Source organism: Pseudomonas sp. FBCC-B545 (genome assembly GCF_059134095.1).
In genome coordinates, this window is record NZ_CP101441.1 from 4,407,086 (window position 1) to 4,427,855 (window position 20,770).

General features: G+C 59.0%; 24 protein-coding genes. 10 read left to right on the plus strand and 14 right to left on the minus strand.

From position 1 onward, the window contains the following. Positions 1-19 precede the first annotated feature (19 nt). On the minus strand, positions 20-1,153 hold the full coding sequence (gene earP, locus NMB39_RS20365) for an elongation factor P maturation arginine rhamnosyltransferase EarP (protein WP_367236622.1): 1,134 nt from the start codon (positions 1,151-1,153) through the stop codon (positions 20-22). A gap of 131 nt (positions 1,154-1,284) precedes the next feature. On the opposite strand from earP, the gene NMB39_RS20370 reads away from it, so the two are divergent. Together NMB39_RS20370 and NMB39_RS20375 are read left to right on the plus strand one after the other, a co-directional pair. Further along, a complete protein-coding gene (locus tag NMB39_RS20370) occupies positions 1,285-1,653 on the plus strand; it encodes a hypothetical protein (RefSeq protein ID WP_046071591.1) in 369 nt (122 codons plus the stop codon). A 5-nt stretch (positions 1,654-1,658) separates the two neighbouring features. Next, positions 1,659-2,141, plus strand: coding sequence for a GreA/GreB family elongation factor (locus NMB39_RS20375; protein ID WP_043050803.1), 483 nt, complete (start codon positions 1,659-1,661; stop codon positions 2,139-2,141). 117 nt (positions 2,142-2,258) lie between these two features. On the opposite strand, the gene cysB is transcribed toward NMB39_RS20375, so the two are convergent. The 5 genes from cysB to NMB39_RS20400 form a co-directional block, all read right to left on the minus strand. Then, on the minus strand, positions 2,259-3,233 hold the full coding sequence (cysB, locus tag NMB39_RS20380; RefSeq protein WP_003189876.1) for an HTH-type transcriptional regulator CysB: 975 nt from the start codon (positions 3,231-3,233) through the stop codon (positions 2,259-2,261). Between the two features lie 104 nt (positions 3,234-3,337). Then, complete coding sequence (locus NMB39_RS20385) at positions 3,338-3,838, minus strand: universal stress protein (RefSeq protein ID WP_464006720.1); 501 nt, start codon at positions 3,836-3,838, stop codon at positions 3,338-3,340. Between the two features lie 48 nt (positions 3,839-3,886). Then, the gene (locus NMB39_RS20390) at positions 3,887-4,804 is read right to left on the minus strand and encodes a 5'-nucleotidase (protein ID WP_057022180.1); all 918 of its coding nucleotides are present in this window, start codon (positions 4,802-4,804) and stop codon (positions 3,887-3,889) included. Between the two features lie 13 nt (positions 4,805-4,817). Then, on the minus strand, positions 4,818-5,780 hold the full coding sequence (locus tag NMB39_RS20395; RefSeq protein WP_494340157.1) for a putative 2-dehydropantoate 2-reductase: 963 nt from the start codon (positions 5,778-5,780) through the stop codon (positions 4,818-4,820). Continuing rightward, positions 5,777-6,163 carry a YbbN family protein gene (locus NMB39_RS20400; RefSeq protein ID WP_057022178.1) on the minus strand — a complete coding sequence of 129 codons (387 nt, stop codon included), beginning with the start codon at positions 6,161-6,163 and terminating at the stop codon, positions 5,777-5,779. The genes NMB39_RS20395 and NMB39_RS20400 overlap by 4 nt, the downstream gene beginning before the upstream one ends. Between NMB39_RS20400 and NMB39_RS20405 the strand changes: the two genes are divergently transcribed. After that, positions 6,162-6,596: a PilZ domain-containing protein gene (locus NMB39_RS20405; protein ID WP_057022177.1), complete on the plus strand. Its 435-nt coding sequence runs from the start codon at positions 6,162-6,164 to the stop codon at positions 6,594-6,596. The genes NMB39_RS20400 and NMB39_RS20405 overlap by 2 nt on opposite strands. A 130-nt stretch (positions 6,597-6,726) precedes the next feature. After that, positions 6,727-7,803 carry a 3-deoxy-7-phosphoheptulonate synthase gene (locus NMB39_RS20410; protein WP_046071584.1) on the plus strand — a complete coding sequence of 359 codons (1,077 nt, stop codon included), beginning with the start codon at positions 6,727-6,729 and terminating at the stop codon, positions 7,801-7,803. A gap of 75 nt (positions 7,804-7,878) precedes the next feature. Here NMB39_RS20410 and NMB39_RS20415 read toward each other — a convergent pair whose 3' ends face one another. Continuing rightward, positions 7,879-8,160, minus strand: coding sequence for a GNAT family N-acetyltransferase (locus NMB39_RS20415; RefSeq protein WP_057022176.1), 282 nt, complete (start codon positions 8,158-8,160; stop codon positions 7,879-7,881). A gap of 612 nt (positions 8,161-8,772) precedes the next feature. Here NMB39_RS20415 and oprI point away from each other — a divergent pair. Beyond that, a complete protein-coding gene (gene oprI, locus NMB39_RS20420) occupies positions 8,773-9,024 on the plus strand; it encodes an outer membrane lipoprotei OprI (RefSeq protein ID WP_003172710.1) in 252 nt (83 codons plus the stop codon). A gap of 83 nt (positions 9,025-9,107) precedes the next feature. On the opposite strand, the gene NMB39_RS20425 is transcribed toward oprI, so the two are convergent. The 3 genes from NMB39_RS20425 to NMB39_RS20435 form a co-directional block, all read right to left on the minus strand. After that, a complete protein-coding gene (locus tag NMB39_RS20425; protein WP_057022175.1) occupies positions 9,108-10,076 on the minus strand; it encodes a L,D-transpeptidase family protein in 969 nt (322 codons plus the stop codon). Positions 10,077-10,155: 79 nt separating this feature from the next. After that, positions 10,156-10,449 (minus strand): hypothetical protein, encoded by a 294-nt coding sequence (locus tag NMB39_RS20430; RefSeq protein ID WP_003189866.1) that lies wholly within the window; start codon positions 10,447-10,449, stop codon positions 10,156-10,158. A 58-nt stretch (positions 10,450-10,507) separates the two neighbouring features. Further along, positions 10,508-11,113, minus strand: coding sequence for an arylesterase (locus NMB39_RS20435; RefSeq protein WP_046071581.1), 606 nt, complete (start codon positions 11,111-11,113; stop codon positions 10,508-10,510). A 10-nt stretch (positions 11,114-11,123) separates the two neighbouring features. On the opposite strand from NMB39_RS20435, the gene NMB39_RS20440 reads away from it, so the two are divergent. Beyond that, complete coding sequence (locus NMB39_RS20440; protein ID WP_057022174.1) at positions 11,124-11,807, plus strand: ABC transporter ATP-binding protein; 684 nt, start codon at positions 11,124-11,126, stop codon at positions 11,805-11,807. After that, on the plus strand, positions 11,807-14,317 hold the full coding sequence (locus NMB39_RS20445) for an ABC transporter permease (RefSeq protein ID WP_367236626.1): 2,511 nt from the start codon (positions 11,807-11,809) through the stop codon (positions 14,315-14,317). Before NMB39_RS20440 ends, NMB39_RS20445 begins: the two co-directional genes overlap by 1 nt. Positions 14,318-14,354: 37 nt before the next feature. On the opposite strand, the gene greB is transcribed toward NMB39_RS20445, so the two are convergent. Further along, positions 14,355-14,834, minus strand: coding sequence for a transcription elongation factor GreB (gene greB, locus NMB39_RS20450; RefSeq protein WP_043050793.1), 480 nt, complete (start codon positions 14,832-14,834; stop codon positions 14,355-14,357). Between the two features lie 125 nt (positions 14,835-14,959). Beyond that, a complete protein-coding gene (locus NMB39_RS20455) occupies positions 14,960-16,039 on the minus strand; it encodes a hypothetical protein (RefSeq protein ID WP_306958617.1) in 1,080 nt (359 codons plus the stop codon). Positions 16,040-16,281: 242 nt separating this feature from the next. Here NMB39_RS20455 and NMB39_RS20460 point away from each other — a divergent pair, with 242 nt between their 5' ends. Genes NMB39_RS20460 through NMB39_RS20470 form a run of 3 tightly spaced genes read left to right on the plus strand, consistent with a single transcriptional unit; the run spans position 16,282 to position 19,685 of the window. After that, a complete protein-coding gene (locus tag NMB39_RS20460) occupies positions 16,282-17,208 on the plus strand; it encodes an ABC transporter ATP-binding protein (protein WP_057022172.1) in 927 nt (308 codons plus the stop codon). Continuing rightward, entirely contained in the window at positions 17,205-17,930 is a 726-nt protein-coding gene (locus tag NMB39_RS20465) for an ABC-2 transporter permease (RefSeq protein ID WP_057022171.1), read from the plus strand. The genes NMB39_RS20460 and NMB39_RS20465 overlap by 4 nt, the downstream gene beginning before the upstream one ends. Before the next feature lie 15 nt (positions 17,931-17,945). Continuing rightward, complete coding sequence (locus NMB39_RS20470; protein WP_367236627.1) at positions 17,946-19,685, plus strand: Gldg family protein; 1,740 nt, start codon at positions 17,946-17,948, stop codon at positions 19,683-19,685. A gap of 4 nt (positions 19,686-19,689) precedes the next feature. On the opposite strand, the gene NMB39_RS20475 is transcribed toward NMB39_RS20470, so the two are convergent. Together NMB39_RS20475 and NMB39_RS20480 are read right to left on the minus strand one after the other, a co-directional pair. Further along, positions 19,690-19,998: a hypothetical protein gene (locus tag NMB39_RS20475; protein WP_057022169.1), complete on the minus strand. Its 309-nt coding sequence runs from the start codon at positions 19,996-19,998 to the stop codon at positions 19,690-19,692. A 259-nt stretch (positions 19,999-20,257) separates the two neighbouring features. Further along, entirely contained in the window at positions 20,258-20,692 is a 435-nt protein-coding gene (locus NMB39_RS20480) for a DoxX family protein (RefSeq protein ID WP_057022168.1), read from the minus strand. Positions 20,693-20,770 lie beyond the last annotated feature (78 nt).

Here is a 20,770-nt window from a genome sequence, read left to right on the forward strand (position 1 = left end):
CAAAAATCAAGGTGGCGTATCATATCCAACTTTCATAAAACTGTACCAGCGCCGTCGCAAGATCGGCCTGCAAGCCTTGTTCCAGACACCACTTCTGAGCGTGCTCGTTCACCTCGGTCCAGTGTTCCAGGAGCATTTTCCATGCCTGCGCCATATCGCCGTCGGTGTTCCAGGCTTGCCAAAGCGCGATGACAGCCGCTTTGGCGGCCGGCGACAGTGCGACGGTGTAAAGTTCCAGAAAGGCATCGAGCTTGTCGAGGTGGATGTCTTCGTCCTGGCGATAGATATGCCATAGCAACGGCCTCCCCGCCCACTGAGCGCGCACAAAGGAGTCCTCGCCGCGCACCGCGTTGAACGCGCAACACCAGAGCAACCGGTCGTATTGCTCCTGCCGTACGAAGGCAATGACCTGCACCGTCAGCGCGCCACGCACCTGGATGTCACCCGCCGACAAGCTGCTCACTCCCAGCCAGCGTTGCACATCCCCCAGGATGCGCCCTTCCGGCACCAGCAAATGAGTCGCGCGCCCGTCTGCCGCCAGCACATCCAGCCAGCCGGCCAGCCCGGGGTTTTCATAAGCGAACAGCGACATCAGTCGTGCATCGACCGCCGGAGCTACCCCTAGGGTTTGCAGGAATTGTCGCTGCGCGACGTCATCTAGCTGAAAAGCCTGGCGCCGCTCCAATAACCCGGCTTCACGCAACAGGCCACCGGTACCCGGGCGAAAGCCGGGAAAGAAAAAGTACTTCTGCACGCCCTTGAACTTCACCGAGGGTAAACGGTGACAGCCCACTACCCAGTCTTCAGCGCTGAGATAATCCAGGTTCATCCACAATGGCGGTTGCTCACGCTCGGCCATGCGCTCCATGTACTCCGCCGGCAGCTGGCAGGCGAACGCGGCAATCACCACATCGGCTGATTGCGCACCTGGCCATTGCGCCGGCCAGTGGCGCACTTCGACACCTTCCTGCCACTGCTGGCTCACCTGCACATCAATCTGCGGACACATGCGCTCGAAAGCCCGCAGGTCATCGACCCACAAGCGTACTTCACAGCCATGTTCCACTACCAACTGCCGGGCCAGGCGCCAGGTCACGCCGATGTCGCCGTAGTTGTCGACGACGCTGCAAAAAATATCCCAGCGGGCTTTCATTCCGGGCTCCATCGATCAAAGACTCAATTGTCCGCATAAATGCACCGATGCAGAAGGCTTGTTCGCGATTTTCTGCATAGCGGCTGTGCGACAATCGCCATCACGCCGTTACCCCTCGCCAGGAGGCCATCATGTCTGCCCGTCCGTTTTCGCTGTTCAAGCTCTGTCTCGCCATTGCAGCAGGCCTGTGGCTGGGGTTTATCGCCATTGCGCTGACCACTTGGCTGGCGTCTCGCTACCTGTTCCCCCAAAGCCTGGCACCCGTGGCCCAGGCGGTTGAGCAGCTGGGCAAGCCGGCCGCCGCTGTGCCGGAGCCGCCGAACCGCATGTTCGAGCAATACCAGCAGAACCTGCAAAAGCAGGAGCAGCAGCAGGCCCTGGACCAGGCCCGGAACAATGCACGCAACCTGTCCAACCCCAAATGCCAGTTCTGGCTGCAACAGGACCAGAACGCCCCTAATGAAAAGTCTCGGGCCAATGTCCTGCAATTCTGCGATTGAAGACCATGAATAAACACGCCGTCCTCCAGCTGATCCTGGAAAAACTCGCCGTCGACCTCGATATCGCCCAACGTGCCGCGCAGACTGCCTACGAAACCGCGACTCACGAAGAAAACATCGCCGAAAACAAATACGACACCCTGGGGCTGGAGGCGTCTTACCTGGCGGCCGGGCAGGCCAAGCGGGTCGAGGAAATCAAGCAGTCGCTGGCGCTGTGCCAGAACCTGCAGCTACGTGCTTTCGATGATCAGCGAGGTATAGAGATTGGCACACTGCTGGGCCTGGAAGACGAGGATGGTCGCCAGCAATGGCTGTTCCTGGCGCCGGACGCCGCAGGCTTGAAAGTCGCTGTGGTCGGGCAACCGGTGACCGTCATCACCCCGCGCTCGCCCCTGGGTAAAAGCCTGCTGGGCAAATTTGAAGGGGATGAGGTAGAGATTCTGGTGGCAGGCGCCCGGCAACTTTTTACGGTTACCGAGGCCAAATAACGCCTGTAGGAGCGAGCTTGCTCGCGAAGAACGCATGGGCACCACGTCAACCCTGGCGCCCCGCATTATCGTTGGCGATTTTCGCGAGCAAGCTCGCTCCTACAGGGGCAAGCGTGATCAGTGAACCGGCAGCTCGACGCCGTCAAACAGCTCTTCCAACTCTTGCTTGTTGTGGCACTGGATCGCCTTGGCCATGACTTCGCGGGTCAGGTGGGGTGCGAATTTCTCGATGAAATCGCACATGAATCCGCGCAGGAAGGTGCCACGGCGGAAACCGATCTTGGTCACGCTGGACTCGAACAGTTCGCTGGCATCCAGCACCACCAGGTCTTTGTCGAGGTTGGTGTCGACCGCCATCTTGGCGACGATGCCCACACCCAGGCCCAGGCGTACATAGGTCTTGATCACGTCGGCATCGGCGGCAGTGAACACAACCTTTGGCGTAAGGCCACGGTGACTGAAGGCTTCATCAAGCTTGGAACGGCCGGTAAAGCCGAACACATAGGTCACGATCGGGTATTCAGCCAGGGCTTCCAGGGTCAGCTTCGGCAGCTTCGCCAAAGGGTGACCTTGAGGCACGACCACGCAGCGGTTCCAGCGGTAGCACGGCATCATTACCAGGTCGCCGAACAGTTCCAGGGCTTCGGTGGCGATGGCGAAATCGACAGTGCCGTCGGCGGCCATCTCGGCGATCTGCATCGGCGACCCCTGGTGCATGTGCAGGGCGACATCAGGGTATTGCTTGATGAAATCACGGATTACCGGCGGCAATGCATAGCGCGCCTGGGTGTGGGTGGTGGCGATCGACAGGGTGCCCTTCTTCTCGTTGGAGAATTCCTGGGCAATCTGCTTGATGCTCTCGACTTTACGCAGGATTTCGCCGGCGGTAGTGATGATGCGCTCGCCAGCCGGGGTGACACGGGTCAGGTGCTTGCCGCTGCGTGCGAACACTTCGACGCCCAGCTCGTCTTCGAGCAGGCGGATCTGCTTGCTGATACCGGGTTGCGAGGTGTAGAGGCTTTGAGCGGTAGCGGAAACGTTGAGGTCGTGGTGCGCCACTTCCCAGATGTAGCGCAGTTGTTGAAGCTTCATATGAATCCCTCAAAGCAAATAGACGCCACGGGTATCAGCGACGCTATATAACTATATTAAAGGTTAGACGGATAAATCTAGAACTTTTTATCCTTCTCTACCGATCAACGCTCCTCGCTGCGCCGATGTTGCAGCGACGGCACCAGATAGACCGGTACCGGGGACAGCTGCAACACCCGTGCAGCGGTGCGCCCAAGGGGCACGGTCACCCTGGTTGCCTGGCTGTGACTACCTACGATCAGCAAGTCGACGGAAAGTTTTCGCATCTGGTCGAGAATCACCTCGCAGGGGTCCCCCTGGATCACCCTGACCGAGCGAATCAATTGCAAGTCCTGCTCGCCCTCCCCCAACTCCTCGCGAAAGCTGTCCAGCACACGTTGTTCAATCGTCGCCATGACCGTGCTCAACCCCTGGCTCTGCCATTCACTCAGGGCCTTCTCATCAAGGTAGCTCTGTAGCACCGATTCGGCGAACAGCCCGATGGGCTCGACCACGTGGATCACGTAGAGGTCGGCCTTGAACGTCCGCGCCAGCGCCAGGGCATGTTGCATTACATACGGTGCATACAGACCCAGGTCCGTGGCGTACAGCATCGAACGAATCATAGAACCTCCTGGACTGCCAGGATGGCGGCGATTGAATGAGCTTAGCAGCTAGCTCTCGGTCTGGATTTTCAACTCATTACTGATGCCATGGGGCACATGCCCGGTGGCGACCACCTCCCTGGCTTTCTCACAATGTCCGGCCTGGTCATCGAAAAATACATCGGCGGCGAAGGCTTCCAGGAACGCGGATTTTTCCAGGCCACCGAGGAACAGCGACTCGTCCAGGCGAATATCCCATTCGCGCAACGTACGAATCACCCGTTCATGGGACGGTGCCGAACGGGCGGTGACCAGCGCCGTGCGGATCGGACAAGCGTCATCGGCAAACTCACGCTGCAACAAGTTAAGCGCTGCCAGGAAGCCCTTGAACGGGCCACCGTGCAAAGGCTGGCGCGCCGACTCGCGCTCACTGGCCTGAAAAGCGACCAACCCACCGGCCTGATAAACGCGTTCGGACTCGTCGGAAAACAACACCGCATCGCCGTCGAATGCGATGCGCAGTTCTTCACTCGATGCCCGACGTGCACCGCCCGACAGAATCGTTGCCGCCGCGAAGCCGGCGTCGAGGGCGCTGCGCACATCTTCAGCATGGGTCGAAAGAAACAGATGACAACCAAAGGCGGCCAGGTACGGATAGGGACTACGCCCTCCTACGAAGGCGGCGCGGGAAATATCCAGGTCGTAATGCTGGATCGAGTTGAACACCCGCAGACCGGTATCGGCACTGTTGCGCGACACCAGCACCACCTCGACCCGGGCACGCCCCAGGCTGGCATTAAGGCTCAGCAGTTTCTTGACCAAGGGGAAGGCGTCACCCGGCTCAAGGGTTTCTTCCTCGTGCTCGATCTGGTACTTGCGATAAGCCTCCACCCCTTCGGCCAGGTACACCTTGTGGCTGTCGCTCAGGTCGAACAGCGCCCGCGAAGAAATCGCCAGCACCAGCTTGTCACCCAATCCCTTTGCCATGGTGTCTCCCCAATCAGCGGTTGTGCCGATCCATAAAACTCAAGGCCTGGTACAGCGCCTGCATACGCGGCAGTTCGCAACCGGCCGCCCTGGCAGCGGCCAAGGGGCGAGCATAGATAGCCGCCAACTCCAACGGGCGCTTGTGCATATAGTCGTGGTACATGCTGGGCAGATAATCGTCCATGGTCTCGGTCATGGCGAACATCTGCCCCGCGTAGCTAGCGGGAATCTCATGGCCGCAGGCACGGGCGCCCTGCACCACTTCGGCCATCAGCGCCTGGATCAATTCACGGCTGGACTCGTCAGCCATCATGGCCGTGGTGCCCGTGCCCAGCAAGACCGAGAGGCCGTTATACGGCACGTTCCACACCAGTTTATGCCAGCGCGCCTGATGCACATTGGCCATGGCCTGCGACTCGATCCCGGCGTGGTGGAACAGCCCGGCACCGGCTTCGACAATTGCCTTTTGCTGCGCCTCATCATTGGCGGCCATACCGCTGTGATAACCCAGGTTGACCCGGCCCAGCGCCTGATGCTCGACCACTCCGGGTGCAGAGCGGTGTACACCGATGTAGCACAGGCCGCCCAGCAAGTGCAGCGACGAAGGCAGGTGCTCACGCAGGCTGTCCTCCACGTCGAGGCCGTTTTGCAGCAGCACCACCTTGGCATCCGGTGCCGCGACCTGGACGATGGTCGGGGCCAAGTCAACGTTGCCGGTGGATTTGGTACCGACCAACAACCAGTCGCACGGTGGCATGTCGGCGGCGCGGGCATAGGCTTGTACCGGGTGCAGATGCAGGTGGCCGTGTACCGTGCTGTTGAGGTGCAGGCCATGTTCACTGACCGCTGCATATTCGCTGCGCAACAGGAAATGCACATCGAACCCGGCGCGCGCCAGCATCAATCCGTAGTAACCACCAATGGCACCGGTGCCGATGATGCCAATACGTGGCGACGGGGATGCAACTGCTGTCATGGCAAATCCTCTGGTAGGCGGGTAAGCGCTTGGGTTACGCATTCGACGAGGTCGGATGCCGTAAGACGTGTCTGTAATTGCCCAAGGAATTGACCCTCGCACACCAGGAACAACGCCGGCAAATGAAAGATCTGGTAGCGTTCGACCGCACCGCCGTTGTGCCCGGCATCGACCCAGCACACACGGTCCACCGGCAGGCGCCAGCCCGGCAACTGCTGGCGTGCCCAGCGGCAACTGGAACAACCAACACTGGTGAACACTAACAGCGAAATACCTGGCAATCCCAGCAATTGCTGGTCAATATCCAGGTCGGTCAATTCCAGTTCCTTCACTATACTGCTGCCACTGCCGTCAATTGGACGGCGCTCGGAGTCCGTGTACATGGGTCGTTTTTTACCTCACCCTGATGATGTCGCTGTCGAGTTGATCCAACGTCCCTCTCCTGCCCTGCCCCGCCAACGCCTGCACACTATCGGCCGCGGCGGCGTCGCCTGCAATTGGCCGCGGGCCTGGCGCCCGGGCACGGCAGTTGACCTGCATATCCCCTCCCTGGGGCCCAGCGCCCGTTATCCAGGCTACGTGGCCTGGTGCCGCAAAGTCGAAGATGGTTATCGCATCGGCATTTGCTTTGCCGATGAACACGCCTTGTTCGGCGCGCGAATGGGTGAGCAAGTGTGCCAGATCGAACGTCATTGCCGCCTGCACGAAGACGCCGAACCCACGCCACAGCAACTTGAAGCCATGGCCCGCGATTGGGTGTCGCGCCACGCCAGCGAGTTCTCCCATGAGACGGTTATGCAGCCAGCACTGGATTAAACCGGGTTTTGCCCATTGTCGCGGGCCCGTGTAACGCGCTAAGGTTCCTCCCCCCTGCATTCAAATCATGCTGTGCCCGCCGCACGGGGATGGCTGGCGGCCGGCACCCGTGACCCTGGCGAGTAACACGATGGCTGATTTACCGATCAATGACCTTAACGTCGAATCCAATGAGACCCTGATCACACCTGATCAGCTCAAGCGCGAAATCCCCCTGAGCGACGCTGCCCTGCAGACCGTGACCAAGGGCCGCGAGGTCATCCGTGACATTCTCGACGGCACCGACCACCGCCTTTTCGTCGTGATCGGGCCCTGCTCGATCCACGACCTCAAGGCCGCCCACGAATACGCCGAGCGCCTCAAGGTGCTGGCGGCGGAAGTGTCCGACACCCTATACCTGGTGATGCGCGTTTACTTCGAAAAGCCGCGTACCACCGTCGGCTGGAAAGGCTTGATCAACGACCCCTACCTGGACGACTCGTTCAAGATCCAGGACGGTTTGCATATCGGTCGTAAATTGCTGCTGGACCTGGCCGAAATGGGCCTGCCCACTGCCACCGAAGCCCTCGACCCGATCTCCCCGCAGTACCTGCAGGACCTGATCAGCTGGTCGGCCATCGGCGCACGCACCACCGAATCCCAGACCCACCGCGAAATGGCGTCCGGGCTGTCCTCGGCCGTAGGCTTCAAGAACGGCACCGATGGCGGCCTGACCGTGGCGATCAATGCCCTGCAATCGGTCTCCAGCCCTCACCGCTTCCTGGGTATCAACCAGGAAGGTGGCGTCTCCATCGTCACCACCAAAGGTAATGCCTATGGTCATGTGGTGTTACGTGGCGGCAATGGCAAGCCCAACTATGATTCGGTCAGCGTCGCCCTGTGCGAGCAGGCGTTGAACAAGGCCAGGATCAAGCCGAACATCATGGTCGACTGCAGCCACGCCAACTCCAACAAAGATCCGGCGTTGCAGCCGCTGGTGATGGAAAACGTCGCCAACCAGATCCTCGAAGGCAACCAGTCGATCATCGGCTTGATGGTCGAGAGCCATTTGAACTGGGGTTGCCAGGCAATTCCAAAGGATCTGGCCGACTTGCAATACGGCGTGTCGATCACCGATGCCTGCATCGACTGGGCTGCAACAGAAACCACCCTGCGCAGCATGCACGCCAAACTCAAGGACGTACTGCCCAAGCGCAAACGCAGCTGAACCACGCACTTTTCCTGAATCAGGCATACACAAAAACGCCGGGCTAAGCCCGGCGTTTTTTTGGCAACGGATCAGCTACAGCTTCGCGGCATGGCGCTGGTGACGCTCCATATAGCGTTCGACATAGGAGCACGACGGGATCACCGTGTAGCCGGCCTCTTCGGCAAACCTCAGGGCTTCCTCGGTCAACGCGGCCGCAATGCCTCGCCCTCGCAGCGCGTTGGGCACGAAGGTGCGATAGATATCCAGGGTCTGCTTCCCGAGGTCCATATAGGTCAGATAGGCACGATGACCGTCCACATTGGTCTCGAACTGATGACCAGCCTGGTCATGGTGGATGGACAACGCCTCGCTCATCACTACTCCTCGCGGGTCTAAGATTGCGACCCCTACCTTACCGATGTTTTTCCGGCGAAGGAACATCTACGCCACCCCGTGCCGGTTTCGACAACGAGAAAACCGTGAGCGCTCACAACCAGCACGTAGGGAATAGTAGGCACCAAACCCGCAATTGCTCAAGGCGCACTCATCATTCCCTGCCCTGGGTGGTTATAGAAAGGGCATCGATCAACCGGTGATCGATAGCCTGAACATTGCCGGCAGTTGAACCTTGAGACGAACTGCCGCTCTTAAAGTCACCTCTAGATGGGTAAAAGATGCCAGCCGCAGTAAAGCCACACAGAACGGAAGTGCCCGCTTCGTTATATAAAATTTCATCTATTTACAAGGCTTCACACATGCGGGCCGGCCCTTTCAGCCTGGATTCAGTGCCTGTCGAGAAGGAAAAAATTGGACAGTTTTTATACAGACCTCCAAAAGATTGGCCAAAATAGATTCAGCGCAGGAATTTTTTTTGCTTCTTGCGCTACGTCAGTTTACTTACTACAAGTAATGGGTAGTATGTACGCCGGCTATTATCTCACCCTGAGACAGTAGCCATCTAATTGAAAGTCCTTGAAGGGGAACACGATGAACAACGTTCTGAAATTCTCTGCTCTGGCTCTGGCCGCAGTTCTGGCTACCGGTTGCAGCAGCGTCTCCAAAGAAACCGAAGCTCGTCTGACTGCAACGGAAGACGCAGCAGCTCGCTCCCAGGCTCGTGCAGACGAAGCCTACCGTAAAGCTGATGAAGCTCTGGCTGCTGCCCAAAAAGCACAACAGACTGCTGACGAAGCTAACGAGCGCGCCCTGCGCATGCTTGAAAAAGCAAGCCGCAAGTAATAATCCTTCGGGATTGTTATCAAGCCGATCCATGTTTGGATCGGCTTTTTTATTGCCTCGAAATGTGGGATGTTCGCTCAGGCTTATTGTTGAAGGTCAACCGGAGCGCTGGCGGCTACCGATGCTGCGCCCGGCACGCCAATCTCGGTCGGCAAACCATCCTCCGCCGCAACCACGTCACGCACCTGGTCCCAGTTCACCCGCAGGTTATTGGCCAGGTCCTCACGCTTGAGCAAGGCGTTGATGACTGCCGTGTGCTTGTCGACCACGGAAGGGGTGCCGTCATCGTTCAACGGTGTATGGGCCTCAAGGTAGACCTTGCCGCCACTGCTGCCGAACTTGTAGGCATCGTTGATGATGCGCACCGACGTGCCCACCGGCACCATGCCGGCCATCTCCAATACATTGTTATTGAACATGCGGAAGCAACCGTGACTGGTGCGCGTGCCGATGCCAAACTTCATGTTGGAGCCGTGGATCAGATAACCCGGCGTGCCGAGGGTGAACTTGAACGGCCCCAGCGGGTTATCCGGGCCGGCAGGCACCACGTTGGGCAACGGGTCACCATTGGCCGCGTGCTCGGCCTTGATCGAGGCCGGTGGCGTCCAGGTCGGGTTTGGCGTCTTGGCGATGATACTGGTATGGGCGATCGGCGAGCCCCAGCCTTCCCGGCCAATGCCCAGCGGGAAGGTGTAAACGACGTCCTGGCCCTTTGGGTAGTAGTAGAGTCGGTATTCCGCCAGGTTGATCACGATGCCTTCCCGTGGCCCGGGCGGCAGGATAAAGCGTGTCGGCAGCACAATCTCGGTCCCCGCGCCCGGCAACCAGGCATCGACGCCCGGGTTGGCCGCGACCATTTCCGAATAGCCCAGGTCATAGGTGGTGCCCAGGTCGGCGAAGGTGTCTTCGTACTTGGCCTTGATCACCTGGACCTGGCCGACAATGTCCTCGCCTGGAGGCGGCAAAGGCAACTGCAAGGCTGCCGCCGAACCGGCCGCACAGAGCGCAGCGAGAGACAGGCAGCAGGTGACGACGGAAAGGCGCGACAACATCCGGAAAATCCTTCGCAAGACGACGGGTAGGTAAAAAATGATTGTATACGGCTTCGCGGCAGCAAGCTTCAAGCTGTTTTTATAGCTCGAAACGCAGCTCCGGCCAGATCGGCGGCGTACCACGCTTTTGCGATTCGAGGATCGCCCGGCACAAGGGGCACAGGCGTTGGTCCTGGAAAATCGAGCGATTCACCGAGGACCAGCGTGGTTGCGCCGGCAATAAAGTGCCGCACAGCGTGCGATCGATCGAACCGCCCAACTCCAATTGACGCGCCACCAGATGCACCCGCACTTCCTGACAGGCGAACAAATCCAGCTGCTCGTCCGGCTCGATCAGTTGGTAGTTAAACAGGGACCAGGCAGGGCGCGACATCGAGGGCTCCAGATCAGGGGGGCGCCACCTTAGCCGAAAGCCTGCCGGTAGAAAAGCGTCATAGCAGCGGTTTTAGCGTCGGCCAGACATTTTCCAGTAGCTTGTCCTGGGCGGCGACTGCCGGGTGCAGTTGATCCGCCTGCATCAGTTCCGGATGGCCACCCACGCCTTCGAGGAAAAACGGTACCAGTGGAATGTTTTTTTCCTTGGCCAGCGCACCATAGACTTCGGCAAATGCGGTGGTGTATCGCGGCCCGTAATTGGGTGGTAACTGCATGCCCAACAGCAGCACCTTGGCGCCGCCGGCCTTGGACTGATCAATCATCGACGCAAGATTTTGTTTCAATTGCGCTGGCGGTTGCCCACGCAAGCCGTCATTCCCCCCAAGCTCGATAACCACCACGTCGGGCTTATGCTCTGCAAGCGCCGCGGGCAGCCGCGCCAGGCCTCCTGCACTGGTGTCGCCGCTGATGGACGCATTGACGACCTTATCGTCGAAACCCTCCTTCTTGAGGCGTTGCTCCAGCAGTGCGACCCACCCTTTGCGGGTATCCAGGCCGAAACCGGCACTGATACTATCGCCAACGATCAGGACTGTACCCGCCGCTGCGTTCTGGGCCATGCACATCAAGGCCAGGCCAGCACTCAAAAACCACATTCGCATCGGATTCTCCATGGGCGCAAGCATTCTCACCGCGCGGAACCTTAGCAAAGTGGTTCCCAGCGCGGAAGGTGAACTGACTATCCTGCACGAACTGAGCCTGGAACTGAACAAGGGCGATAGCCTGGCTATCGTCGGCAGCTCCGGTTCCGGTAAATCCACCCTGCTGGGCCTGCTGGCCGGCCTCGACCTGCCCAGCAGCGGCGAAGTCACCCTGGCCGGGCAAGCCCTGAGCACCCTCGACGAAGACCAGCGTGCGCGCATCCGTGCCGAGCATGTGGGGTTCGTATTCCAATCCTTCCAATTGCTCGACAGCCTCAACGCGCTGGAAAACGTGATGCTGCCGCTGGAACTCGACGGGCGCAAGGACGCCCGCGAGCGTGCCAGGCATCTGCTGGAGCGCGTGGGCCTTGGCCAGCGTCTGACCCACTCGCCACGCCAACTGTCCGGTGGCGAGCAGCAACGGGTCGCCATTGCCCGCGCGTTTGCCGCCGAACCGGACGTGCTGTTTGCCGACGAACCCACCGGCAACCTCGACAGCCATACCGGCGAGCGCATCAGCGACCTGCTGTTCGAACTCAATAAAGAGAGCGGCACGACCCTGGTACTCGTCACCCATGACGAGCGCCTGGCCCACCGTTGCCGACGCCTGATCCGTCTTGAAGCCGGCCAGATGGTCGCGCCCCTGGAGCCTTGATGGCACGCTTGCCGCTGTTGCGCCTGTTCAGCCTTGCCATGCGCCAATTACTGCGCGATGCCCGCGCAGGCGAACTGCGCGTGTTGTTCTTTGCCCTGCTGGTGGCCGTGGCTGCCAGCACCGCCATCGGCTATTTCGGCGCTCGTCTCAACGGCGCCATGCTGCTGCGCGCCACCGAGTTTCTCGGCGCCGACCTGGTACTCGAAGGCAGCTCGCCGGCCCGCCCCGAGCAAATCAGGTCCGGGACCGAATTGGGCCTGGATCACGCCCGCATCGTCGAGTTCTCCAGTGTTATCGCCACGGACAACGGCATCCAGCTCTCCAGCATCAAGGCGGTCAACGAGCAGTACCCATTGCGCGGGGAGCTGAAAAGCAGCGCCGAGCCCTTTGGCACTGAAAGCCCTGGCGGCGGCCCCAAGCCTGGCGAAGCCTGGGTGGAGGCAAGGCTGTTGACGGCGCTGGACCTCAAGGTCGGCGACAGCATCGATGTCGGCATGAAGACCCTGCGCCTGGCACGCATCCTGACCTATGAACCCGACCGTGCCGGCAACTTCTACAGCCTCACGCCCAGGGTGATGATCAACCTGGCAGACCTGGACGCCACCGGCGTGGTCCAGCCGGGCAGCCGCGTGAGCTACCGCGAACTGTGGCGCGCCCCACAAGGCAGCGCCGCACTGCAAACCTATCGCGACCTGGTCAAGCCGGGCCTCGCTGCCAACCAGCGCCTGCAGGACTCCCGTGACGGCAACCAGCAGATCGGCGGCGCCTTGGGCAAGGCCGAGCGCTACCTGAACATGGCCAGCCTGGTGGCGGTGCTGCTGGCCGGTGTGGCCGTGGCGCTGTCGGCCAACCGTTTCGCCAGTCGACGTTTCGATGCCAGTGCGTTGTTGCGCTGCCTGGGGTTATCGCGACGTGAAGCCATGGTGCTGTTCAGCCTGCAGCTGAGCGTACTGGGCCTGCTGGCGAGCCTGGTCGGCGCCCTGCTTGGCTGGCTGGCGCAATTCGGCCTGTTCTATTTCCTCCATGACCTGCTGCCAGCCGACGTGCCACCAGGTGGGTTGCTGCCAGCCGTCGCCGGGATCGGCACCGGGCTGGTCGCCCTCGCCGGCTTCGCCCTCCCCCCCTTGGCCGCACTGGGTCGCGTACCGCCGCTGCGGGTATTGCGTCGCGATCTGCTGCCGATCCCGTCGAGCACCTGGATGGTTTACGGCGCGGCACTGTTCGCGCTGGGCCTGATCATGTGGCGCCTGAGCCTGGACCTGGTATTGACCTTCGCCCTGCTGGGCGGCGGCGTAGTGGCTGCATTGATCCTGGGCGGCTTGCTGCTGTTGCTGCTCAAAAGCCTGCGACGGTTGTTGGCCCGCGCCTCCTTGCCTTGGCGCCTGGGCCTGGGCCAATTGCTGCGTCACCCGCTGGCGGCGGCAGGCCAGTCCCTGGCGTTTGGCCTGATCCTGTTGTCCATGGGGTTGATCGCACTGTTGCGCGGCGAGCTGCTCGACACCTGGCAAAACCAGCTGCCCAAGGATGCGCCCAACTACTTCGCACTGAATATCCTGCCCGCCGACAAGGAGGCCTTTGGTGCCCGCCTGCTGGACGTACAGGCGCAAGCGGCGCCACTGTATCCGGTGGTACCAGGGCGCTTGATCAGCATCAACGGCGAACCTGTGCAGGAGATCGTCAGCAAGGACTCCAGCGGCGACCGTGCCATCCAGCGCGACCTGAGCCTGACCTGGGCTGCCGACTTACCGCCGGGCAATGCCCTGACGGCAGGCGCCTGGTGGTCGGCGCAACCGAGCGATGAGATTCCAGGCGTGTCGGTGGAAGCCAAGGTAGCCGAGAGCCTGAAACTCAAGCTCAACGACCATCTGTTGTTCACCATCGGCGGGGAAAATCGCGAGGCACGGGTCACCAGCCTGAGAACCATCAACTGGGATAACTTCCAGCCTAACTTCTTCATGATCTTCCAACCGGGCACCTTGAAGGATTTACCCGCGACCTACCTGACCAGCTTCTACTTGGCGCCCGGCCATGACCAACAGATCGTCGATCTGTCACGGGCTTTCCCGGCCGTGACCATCCTGCAGGTAGAGGCCCTGCTGGAGCAGTTACGCAGTATCCTGGCCCAAGTGACCCTGGCAGTGGAATACGTGCTGCTGTTTGTGCTGGCGGCAGGCATGGCGGTGTTGTTCTCCGGCCTGCAGGCCACCCTGGACGAACGCATCCGCCAAGGCGCACTGCTACGAGCACTGGGTGCCGAGCGTAAGTTGCTGGTCAAGGCCCGGCGTATTGAATTCGGCCTGCTGGGCGCCGTCAGCGGCCTGCTGGCAGCACTGGGGACGGAACTGGTGACCTGGGTGCTGTACCGCTACGCCTTTGACCTGGCCTGGCATCCCCACCCGTGGTTGTTACTGCTCCCCGTGATCGGGGCGGCGCTGATTGGCGCTGCCGGGGTATTCGGGACACGCAGGGCCCTGAATGCCAGCCCGCTGACGGTATTGCGCGAAGGTTGAGGCATGAGGGCTCGTACTCTGCCCGGAGCGCGGGCCTTCATGCTGGTTTCACGTACTCAATCTTGGTGATCCACCAACACACCTCGCCGCCGGGTGTCTGTACGATTGCCTCGTCGTCGACTTCCTTGCGCAACAGGGCCCGCGCCATGGGTGAATCAATGGAGATGTAATCCATCCGCTCGTAAATTTCGTCATAACCGACGATGCGAAAGCGCTTGGTCTCACCCTGGTCGTTTTCGATTTCGACCCAGGCGCCGAAAAACACCTTTCCCTCCTGCTCGGGCATGTACTCCACTACGCGCATATCTTCCAGGCGTTTACGCAGGTAGCGCACCCGTCGATCGATCTCACGCAGCAGTTTCTTGTTGTACTGGTAATCCGCGTTTTCGCTGCGATCTCCCAGGGAAGCCGCCCACGTCACTTTGCGAGTGGTGTCCGGACGCTTTTCACGCCATAGGTAATCCAACTCTTTTTTAAGCGCTTCATGACCTTCTTTGGTAATCAGCTTGGTACTCAAACGCTTGCATCCCCAAACAGTGTCCACTGGTGCCGACACGCCAGGACCTCATGACCTGGCGCCGGCTGGCTGGGCGTGATGATAAATGAACCCTGGAAAGTATCCAGGCCGACGGGCTCATTGGTTCACCCCTGCCCCTCCAGGACCTGGTCCAGTTCAAGCAGCGTACCCTGCATCCGCTGGCGCATGCCCGAAAGCTGCAACATCATCATCGCCAGTTTTTCGGCCTTCTTGCTGACCTCAAGCCCTTGGTCCTGCAGCTGTGTATGGCGCAGCTCCAACTCACGGCTCTTTTCGTCCAATTGGCTTTGCTGCTGCTGAAGACGTGCCTGCCACTGTTCGAGCATCGCTTCCTTCTCGAGGACTGCACATTTTTTTTGCGTCAGCTCCTGAGCGACCTTGGCCAGATTGCTCAACGCGCTGTCCATCTCGAGCAAAGAGGTGTGTTCCAGTTGAGCAGGCGGTTGGGGTGGCTCGGGTTCGTACGCCTCGAACGAAGTGTCGTTTTGTTCAAATGGGACAGGCGATATGCTGATCTCTTCCTGTACCTCCGGTATGGCCACCAATGACTGGGCCGGCTCTTCTAGAGCGAACTCCTCCTGGGCCAATTCCGCCCGGGCCAATTCCTCTTGGGCCGACGCTTCAATGGGTTCTTCATCCACAGACTGCGACGCGGCCTTCGGTGAGCGCGGGTTCCGAGGGGGGGCAACCATTTGCGATGAAAAGCGAATCGACGGCACGATCACCGTATTGCTTTCGATCGCAGGCAACGCCGGGGCCGACATACCCAAAGTGATCACCTTCATCACCAGTGCCTTCTTGATGATCACCGAGTGATGATCTTCTGGCCTGGCAGGCGGCAACCGACAGCCTTTCAGATCGATGAAATGAAAGGGAACCTTGGCGTCTGCAATCGGGCTGGTCTTCGAGCCTGTCGCAGCTGCCAGCATCAGGATCTGTTTGAAGACCTGCATCGCTGCCTGCAGGTCTTCTTTCGAATCAACCCCCCCCAGAAAATAGCGTTCAAGCTTTTTACGCAACTCCGCAATATAGACCCTGGAGTGGCCAGGCTCGGCCTCTTCATCCAGGCTATACACAAGAAAGTTTGATTCTGTTTGGGCGACAGCAAACGCACACAGCAGCGCGCCGTTAACAGGCTTGTCTTCATCATTACGTTCAAGAACAAGGGTACGTAGAAGCATCATGGTCATCAGGCCTCATTACAAAAAAGAAAACTTTATATAAACATCAGATAAACATCCGAGCATTAATAAGTCTTCATCACGAAAACAATTGTTTCAGTGCATGAACGGGCCGAACGTAGGATTCTTCTTATTAATACTCTATCGCGTTCCCAAGCACAGCCATTGAACGTACCCTTTTTAAAGCTCACTTACACACCGCCGGCGCCCCCTCATACGCCCTGCCAAACTTATTCGGTAAACAGATGATCGAGATAAGCAACCTGACAAGATACCTGGGCAGAAAACAAATAATCAGCAACTTCTCATTCAGCGCCCAGGTTCAGGAATGTGTGGGCGTATTTGGCGAGAGCGGCGCGGGCAAGACAACACTCTTGAGTTTGATCGCCGGTGCGATCAAACCGACCTCCGGGCAAATAAATATCCAAGGTTTCAATACCCAGACCCACTCACTTCAAGCAAGAAAGGCGATCGGCTACCAACCTCAGGGTGGCCTGAGCCACCCTCAGATGACCGTCAAGAACCTGCTCAATTTCATTGCTGCCATTCGAGGCTTCAGGGGGGCGGAAAAACGCAGCCAGGTGGGTATGGCAGCCGCGCGGCTGGAGCTGCTGCCGGTGCTCAATTGTCCCGTCGACCTACTGTCTCTTGGCGTCAAGCGCAGAGTTGCGATTGCCCAGGCCATCCTGCACTCCCCCAGCGTGCTTCTGCTCGACGAGCCCACGGAGGGACTATGTCCAGCTCAACGACTCAAGTTCAGGGGGCTGATCCAGTCGCTGACCGAAGACATGACGGTCATCATTGCCTCTCGCCATTATGGCGAGCTTGCAGACATCTGCACCCGAGCATTGGTCATCGCCAATGGCAGGCTGATGGCTGACGCATCGCTATCGGAATTGCAACGTAGCTCCCGGCATTTCCGGGCCGTAACCCTGGCCGCAGATTCGCCGCTCGACCTGCTGGCCATGGCGGTAATACCTGGCGTTGCGGGAATAGAAGAGGATCGGGATACACCGGGTACGGTGACCGTCCTGGCCATGCCTGGACACTCTATTTTCCCCTCGATCAACGCGCTCATCGCTCACCGCGGCTGGAACATAACGTCACTGAATCTGGAGCCAGGTCGACTAGACGATGTCGTTCATCATCTGAGCCAGGAGGCTTCATCTTGAGACAGCTGCCCATCGTATTCAAACGCCAACTCGCCAGCTATGCCTCTTCACCCAGTACCTACCTGAGTGTGGCGGTTTTCCTGGTGCTGTGTGCCGCACTGGGGCTGCATGCCAACCATTGGATGGAGCGTAACAGTAGCGACTTGCAGGCTTTCTTCGAGTTGCACCCGTGGCTCTATCTACTATTGATACCCATTTTGTCGACACAACTGTGGGCAGATGAACGCGACACCAGTTTTGCCAACACCATGAACACTTTACCCGTCACCACGGTGGAACGGGTGATCGGTAAGTTCATGGCTGCCTGGGTCGTATGCGGCATTGCCTTGCTACTGAATTTCCCATTGGTGATCGCCGTCAACTACTTGGGCATGGCCGATAACATAGCGATAACGTCACAATTTCTGGCCAGTTGGTTATTGGCAGGCAGTTATCTTTCCGTTGGCTGCTTCGTGTGTGCACTTGCACACCAACGCCTTGCCATTCTCCTACTGACGCTGGGCATGCTGCTGACCGTCAGTGGACTTTCCTCAATACTGGACGCACTTGAACATCAGGCACCGCTTTGGGTCGTCGACAGTTTGATATCCCTTGATCCTATTTTCCGCTTCAGCACAATGGACAGCGGTAAGCTGACACTGCATGACAGCCTGTATTTTATAAGCATGATCCTTGCTTTTCTTTCTGCGACAACCATCACACTCAATTACAAACACAGCTGAGAAGGAAAGCCACTGATGCGTTCCGCTCTGCGTGCCGGCATGACATTGATCATCACATTGTTGCTTTTCCTGGCCTTCAATTTGGTCTGGCTACCCAAGTTACCGGATATTCGCTGGGACTTCTCACAACAAAAAATCCATACTTTATCGCCAGCGACAAGGCAACTGCTCACAACACTTGAAAGCCCGGTGGACTTATATTATTTCAATTCGAAGGTCCCTCAAAAAAGCCATGCATTGAAACGTTATAGCCAGCGTGTGGAAGACCTGCTCAAGGCGTTCGAAAAAGCGGCCAATAACAAGATCAGCCTGCACATCATTAACCCCGCCCCGTTTTCTGAAGATGCCTATAAAGCCAGCTTGTTTGGCCTCGACGACACCCGCGGGTTCATTGGCCTCATCGGCACACGTGCCGGCCAAGGCGCACAACGCATTGAAACGTTCAACCCCGACACTGAGTCGTTGCTCGAGTATGAAATCAGCCATCTGATCTATAAGTTAATGTACCCCGAACGTCCCACTGTCGGCCTGTTGTCGGGGTTGCCCTTGGCTGCACCTGCCGCAAACTTATTGGAGCAAATGCGCACGCACTTCAATCTGGTAGAGCTGGCACCGACCCTCACTCAAGTGCCGGCGTCGCTAGGCACATTGATGGTGGTACAGCCGTATGCCTTACCGGAGAAGGCCCTGTATGCGATTGAACAATCTGTATTGAGGGGCACCAAACTGATGGTTTTTATCGACCCTGTGAGCGAGATCGGGGCCAACGCCGGCTCGGCAAATGTCCGGTTGAATGCACTGCTCACCGCTTGGGGCATACAGATGCCCGCAGACAAGCTGCTGGTGGACAAGCTGTATGCTTCGTCGGCCAAGCCTGGCCCTGGGATGCCCACGGTATTGCACCCGGCGAGGCTCCAACTTCCACGTCAGGCAATGGCCGCAGACGATGTCAGCACCTGGAAATTGAACTCCGTGACCGTGTCGAGCAGCGGCGCACTCTCCCGTGCCGCAAAGAGCAATACCGTCTTCACCCCGCTGCTACAAAGTTCACCACAGTCCTCATTATTGGACGCGGCGCGGTTTGCATCGTCGACGGCGTTCGACGCCCTCGTTGAGGAAGCCTCCACGTCGGGGCAGCGCCATGTGATCGCCGCTCGCCTTGAAGGGCCCGCCTATTCGGCATTTCCTGACGGCCTCAAGGGGCAGCCGCCCGGCTTGCAAAAGTCGGAACACATCCAGGTAGTGGTCGTAGCCGACACCGACTTGCTGTCGAACACTGTCAGCAATGCCCACCCCAACAACAACGCGCTGTTTGTATTGAACACATTGGATAACCTGGCGGCTCCCGAAGCGCTCCGGCGCATTCGAGCCCGCGTCATGACGCAACCCCTGCACAGGCTGGAGCCTATGCGCGAAGCCGCCGCACAGGCTTATCGGCAAAGCGCAGGTGAGTTGGAGCGACGACTTGAGCACACCGAACACGCCTGGCAACGGCTGAATCCACCAGCAACAAGTCTTGGCACCCAGGCGGTGGACACCAATACCCAGTTGCAGGCTCTCAACAAGGAACGCCTGCGCCTGCCCATTGAGTTGCATACGCTGAAGGTCCAGGCCTATGCGTCGCTGCATCGATTCGAACACACATTGAAATGGCTGATGGTCGCCCCGATGCCACTCTTGTTGTGCCTGACTGCCTGGGTGCTTTTTCTATACCAACGGCGACGGCAAACAGCCGCGATGACGGCCGCCTGCTGAGCGCTCAGCGACGAGCGATCAGCCCTTGCCGGGCAATGCGCGTCAACTGACGGATCACCTCGTCGGCTTCGCCGGCGTTGGGCGCCTGGATGACCGCCAGATCGAAGCTGTTATTGGCAAAACGAGCCAAGGAATCGCCGTCTTCGACAAACTGAATCAGGAATGCCGAAGGCCGGCCGCTACGACGTGGCCAGCCGTCCAGGTAACGCAGCAGCGTTGGCTGGTGTTTACCACCCAGGAGTATTTTCGGGTTGCGCTGAGTCAGGGCTGCGGTGATCGGAGCCAGGCGTATGAGAGGGCGTAGTGCATTCATCGTGTCGTGTCTCTGCCTCAAAAGTCTGCGGGCAGGTGAGAGGCAACACCGAACCAGCGCTTTAGCGGTATTTCGAAGTGTTCCCTATATAAGGAATCATACTTCTGTCGGGCTGCATTGAGTCCCAGTGGCGCCCCGCAATTAGCTGTTTAAATCGGCGCATGAGCAGCATCCTAGAGAAGCCGGTGGGGCAGTGTCAAGAATCCTGCGCAACGAAAAGGCCCGCACATGCGGGCCTTTTCCGTAGCTTGTGAAGCGATCAGTTAGCGATTGCGCGGTCGACCGAGAGCTTACCGGCGCCTTCCAGCAACACAGCCAGCGAGCCGCCGAGCAGGGCCAGTGCGAACTCATAACCGTTGTTAGCCATAAATAAACCGTTATGGATGTGGACAGAAAAGATCGCCACCAGGGTCAGGAAGGTCAAGCCCAGTGCCGCAGGACGCGCAAGCAAGCCGATGATCAACGCCAGCCCGGCGAAGAACTCGGTACCGCCCGACAACACCGCCATCAGGGTGCCCGGCGCCAGACCGATGCTTTCCATCCACTGTGCAGTACCGGCCAGGCCACCGCCGCCAAACCAGCCGAACAGCTTTTGCGAACCGTGGGCGGCAAAAATGATGCCGACGAAAATGCGCAGAATAGTCAGGCCGTAACCGGCGCGGGTGGACAGAAGACGGGTAATCATAGGGCTCATGTAATAAATCCTTTTCCAGGTAGGGGTTTGGTTGGCCGCTATATTAATCAGTTTAAGCAATGATAAAAGCCGAAAAAT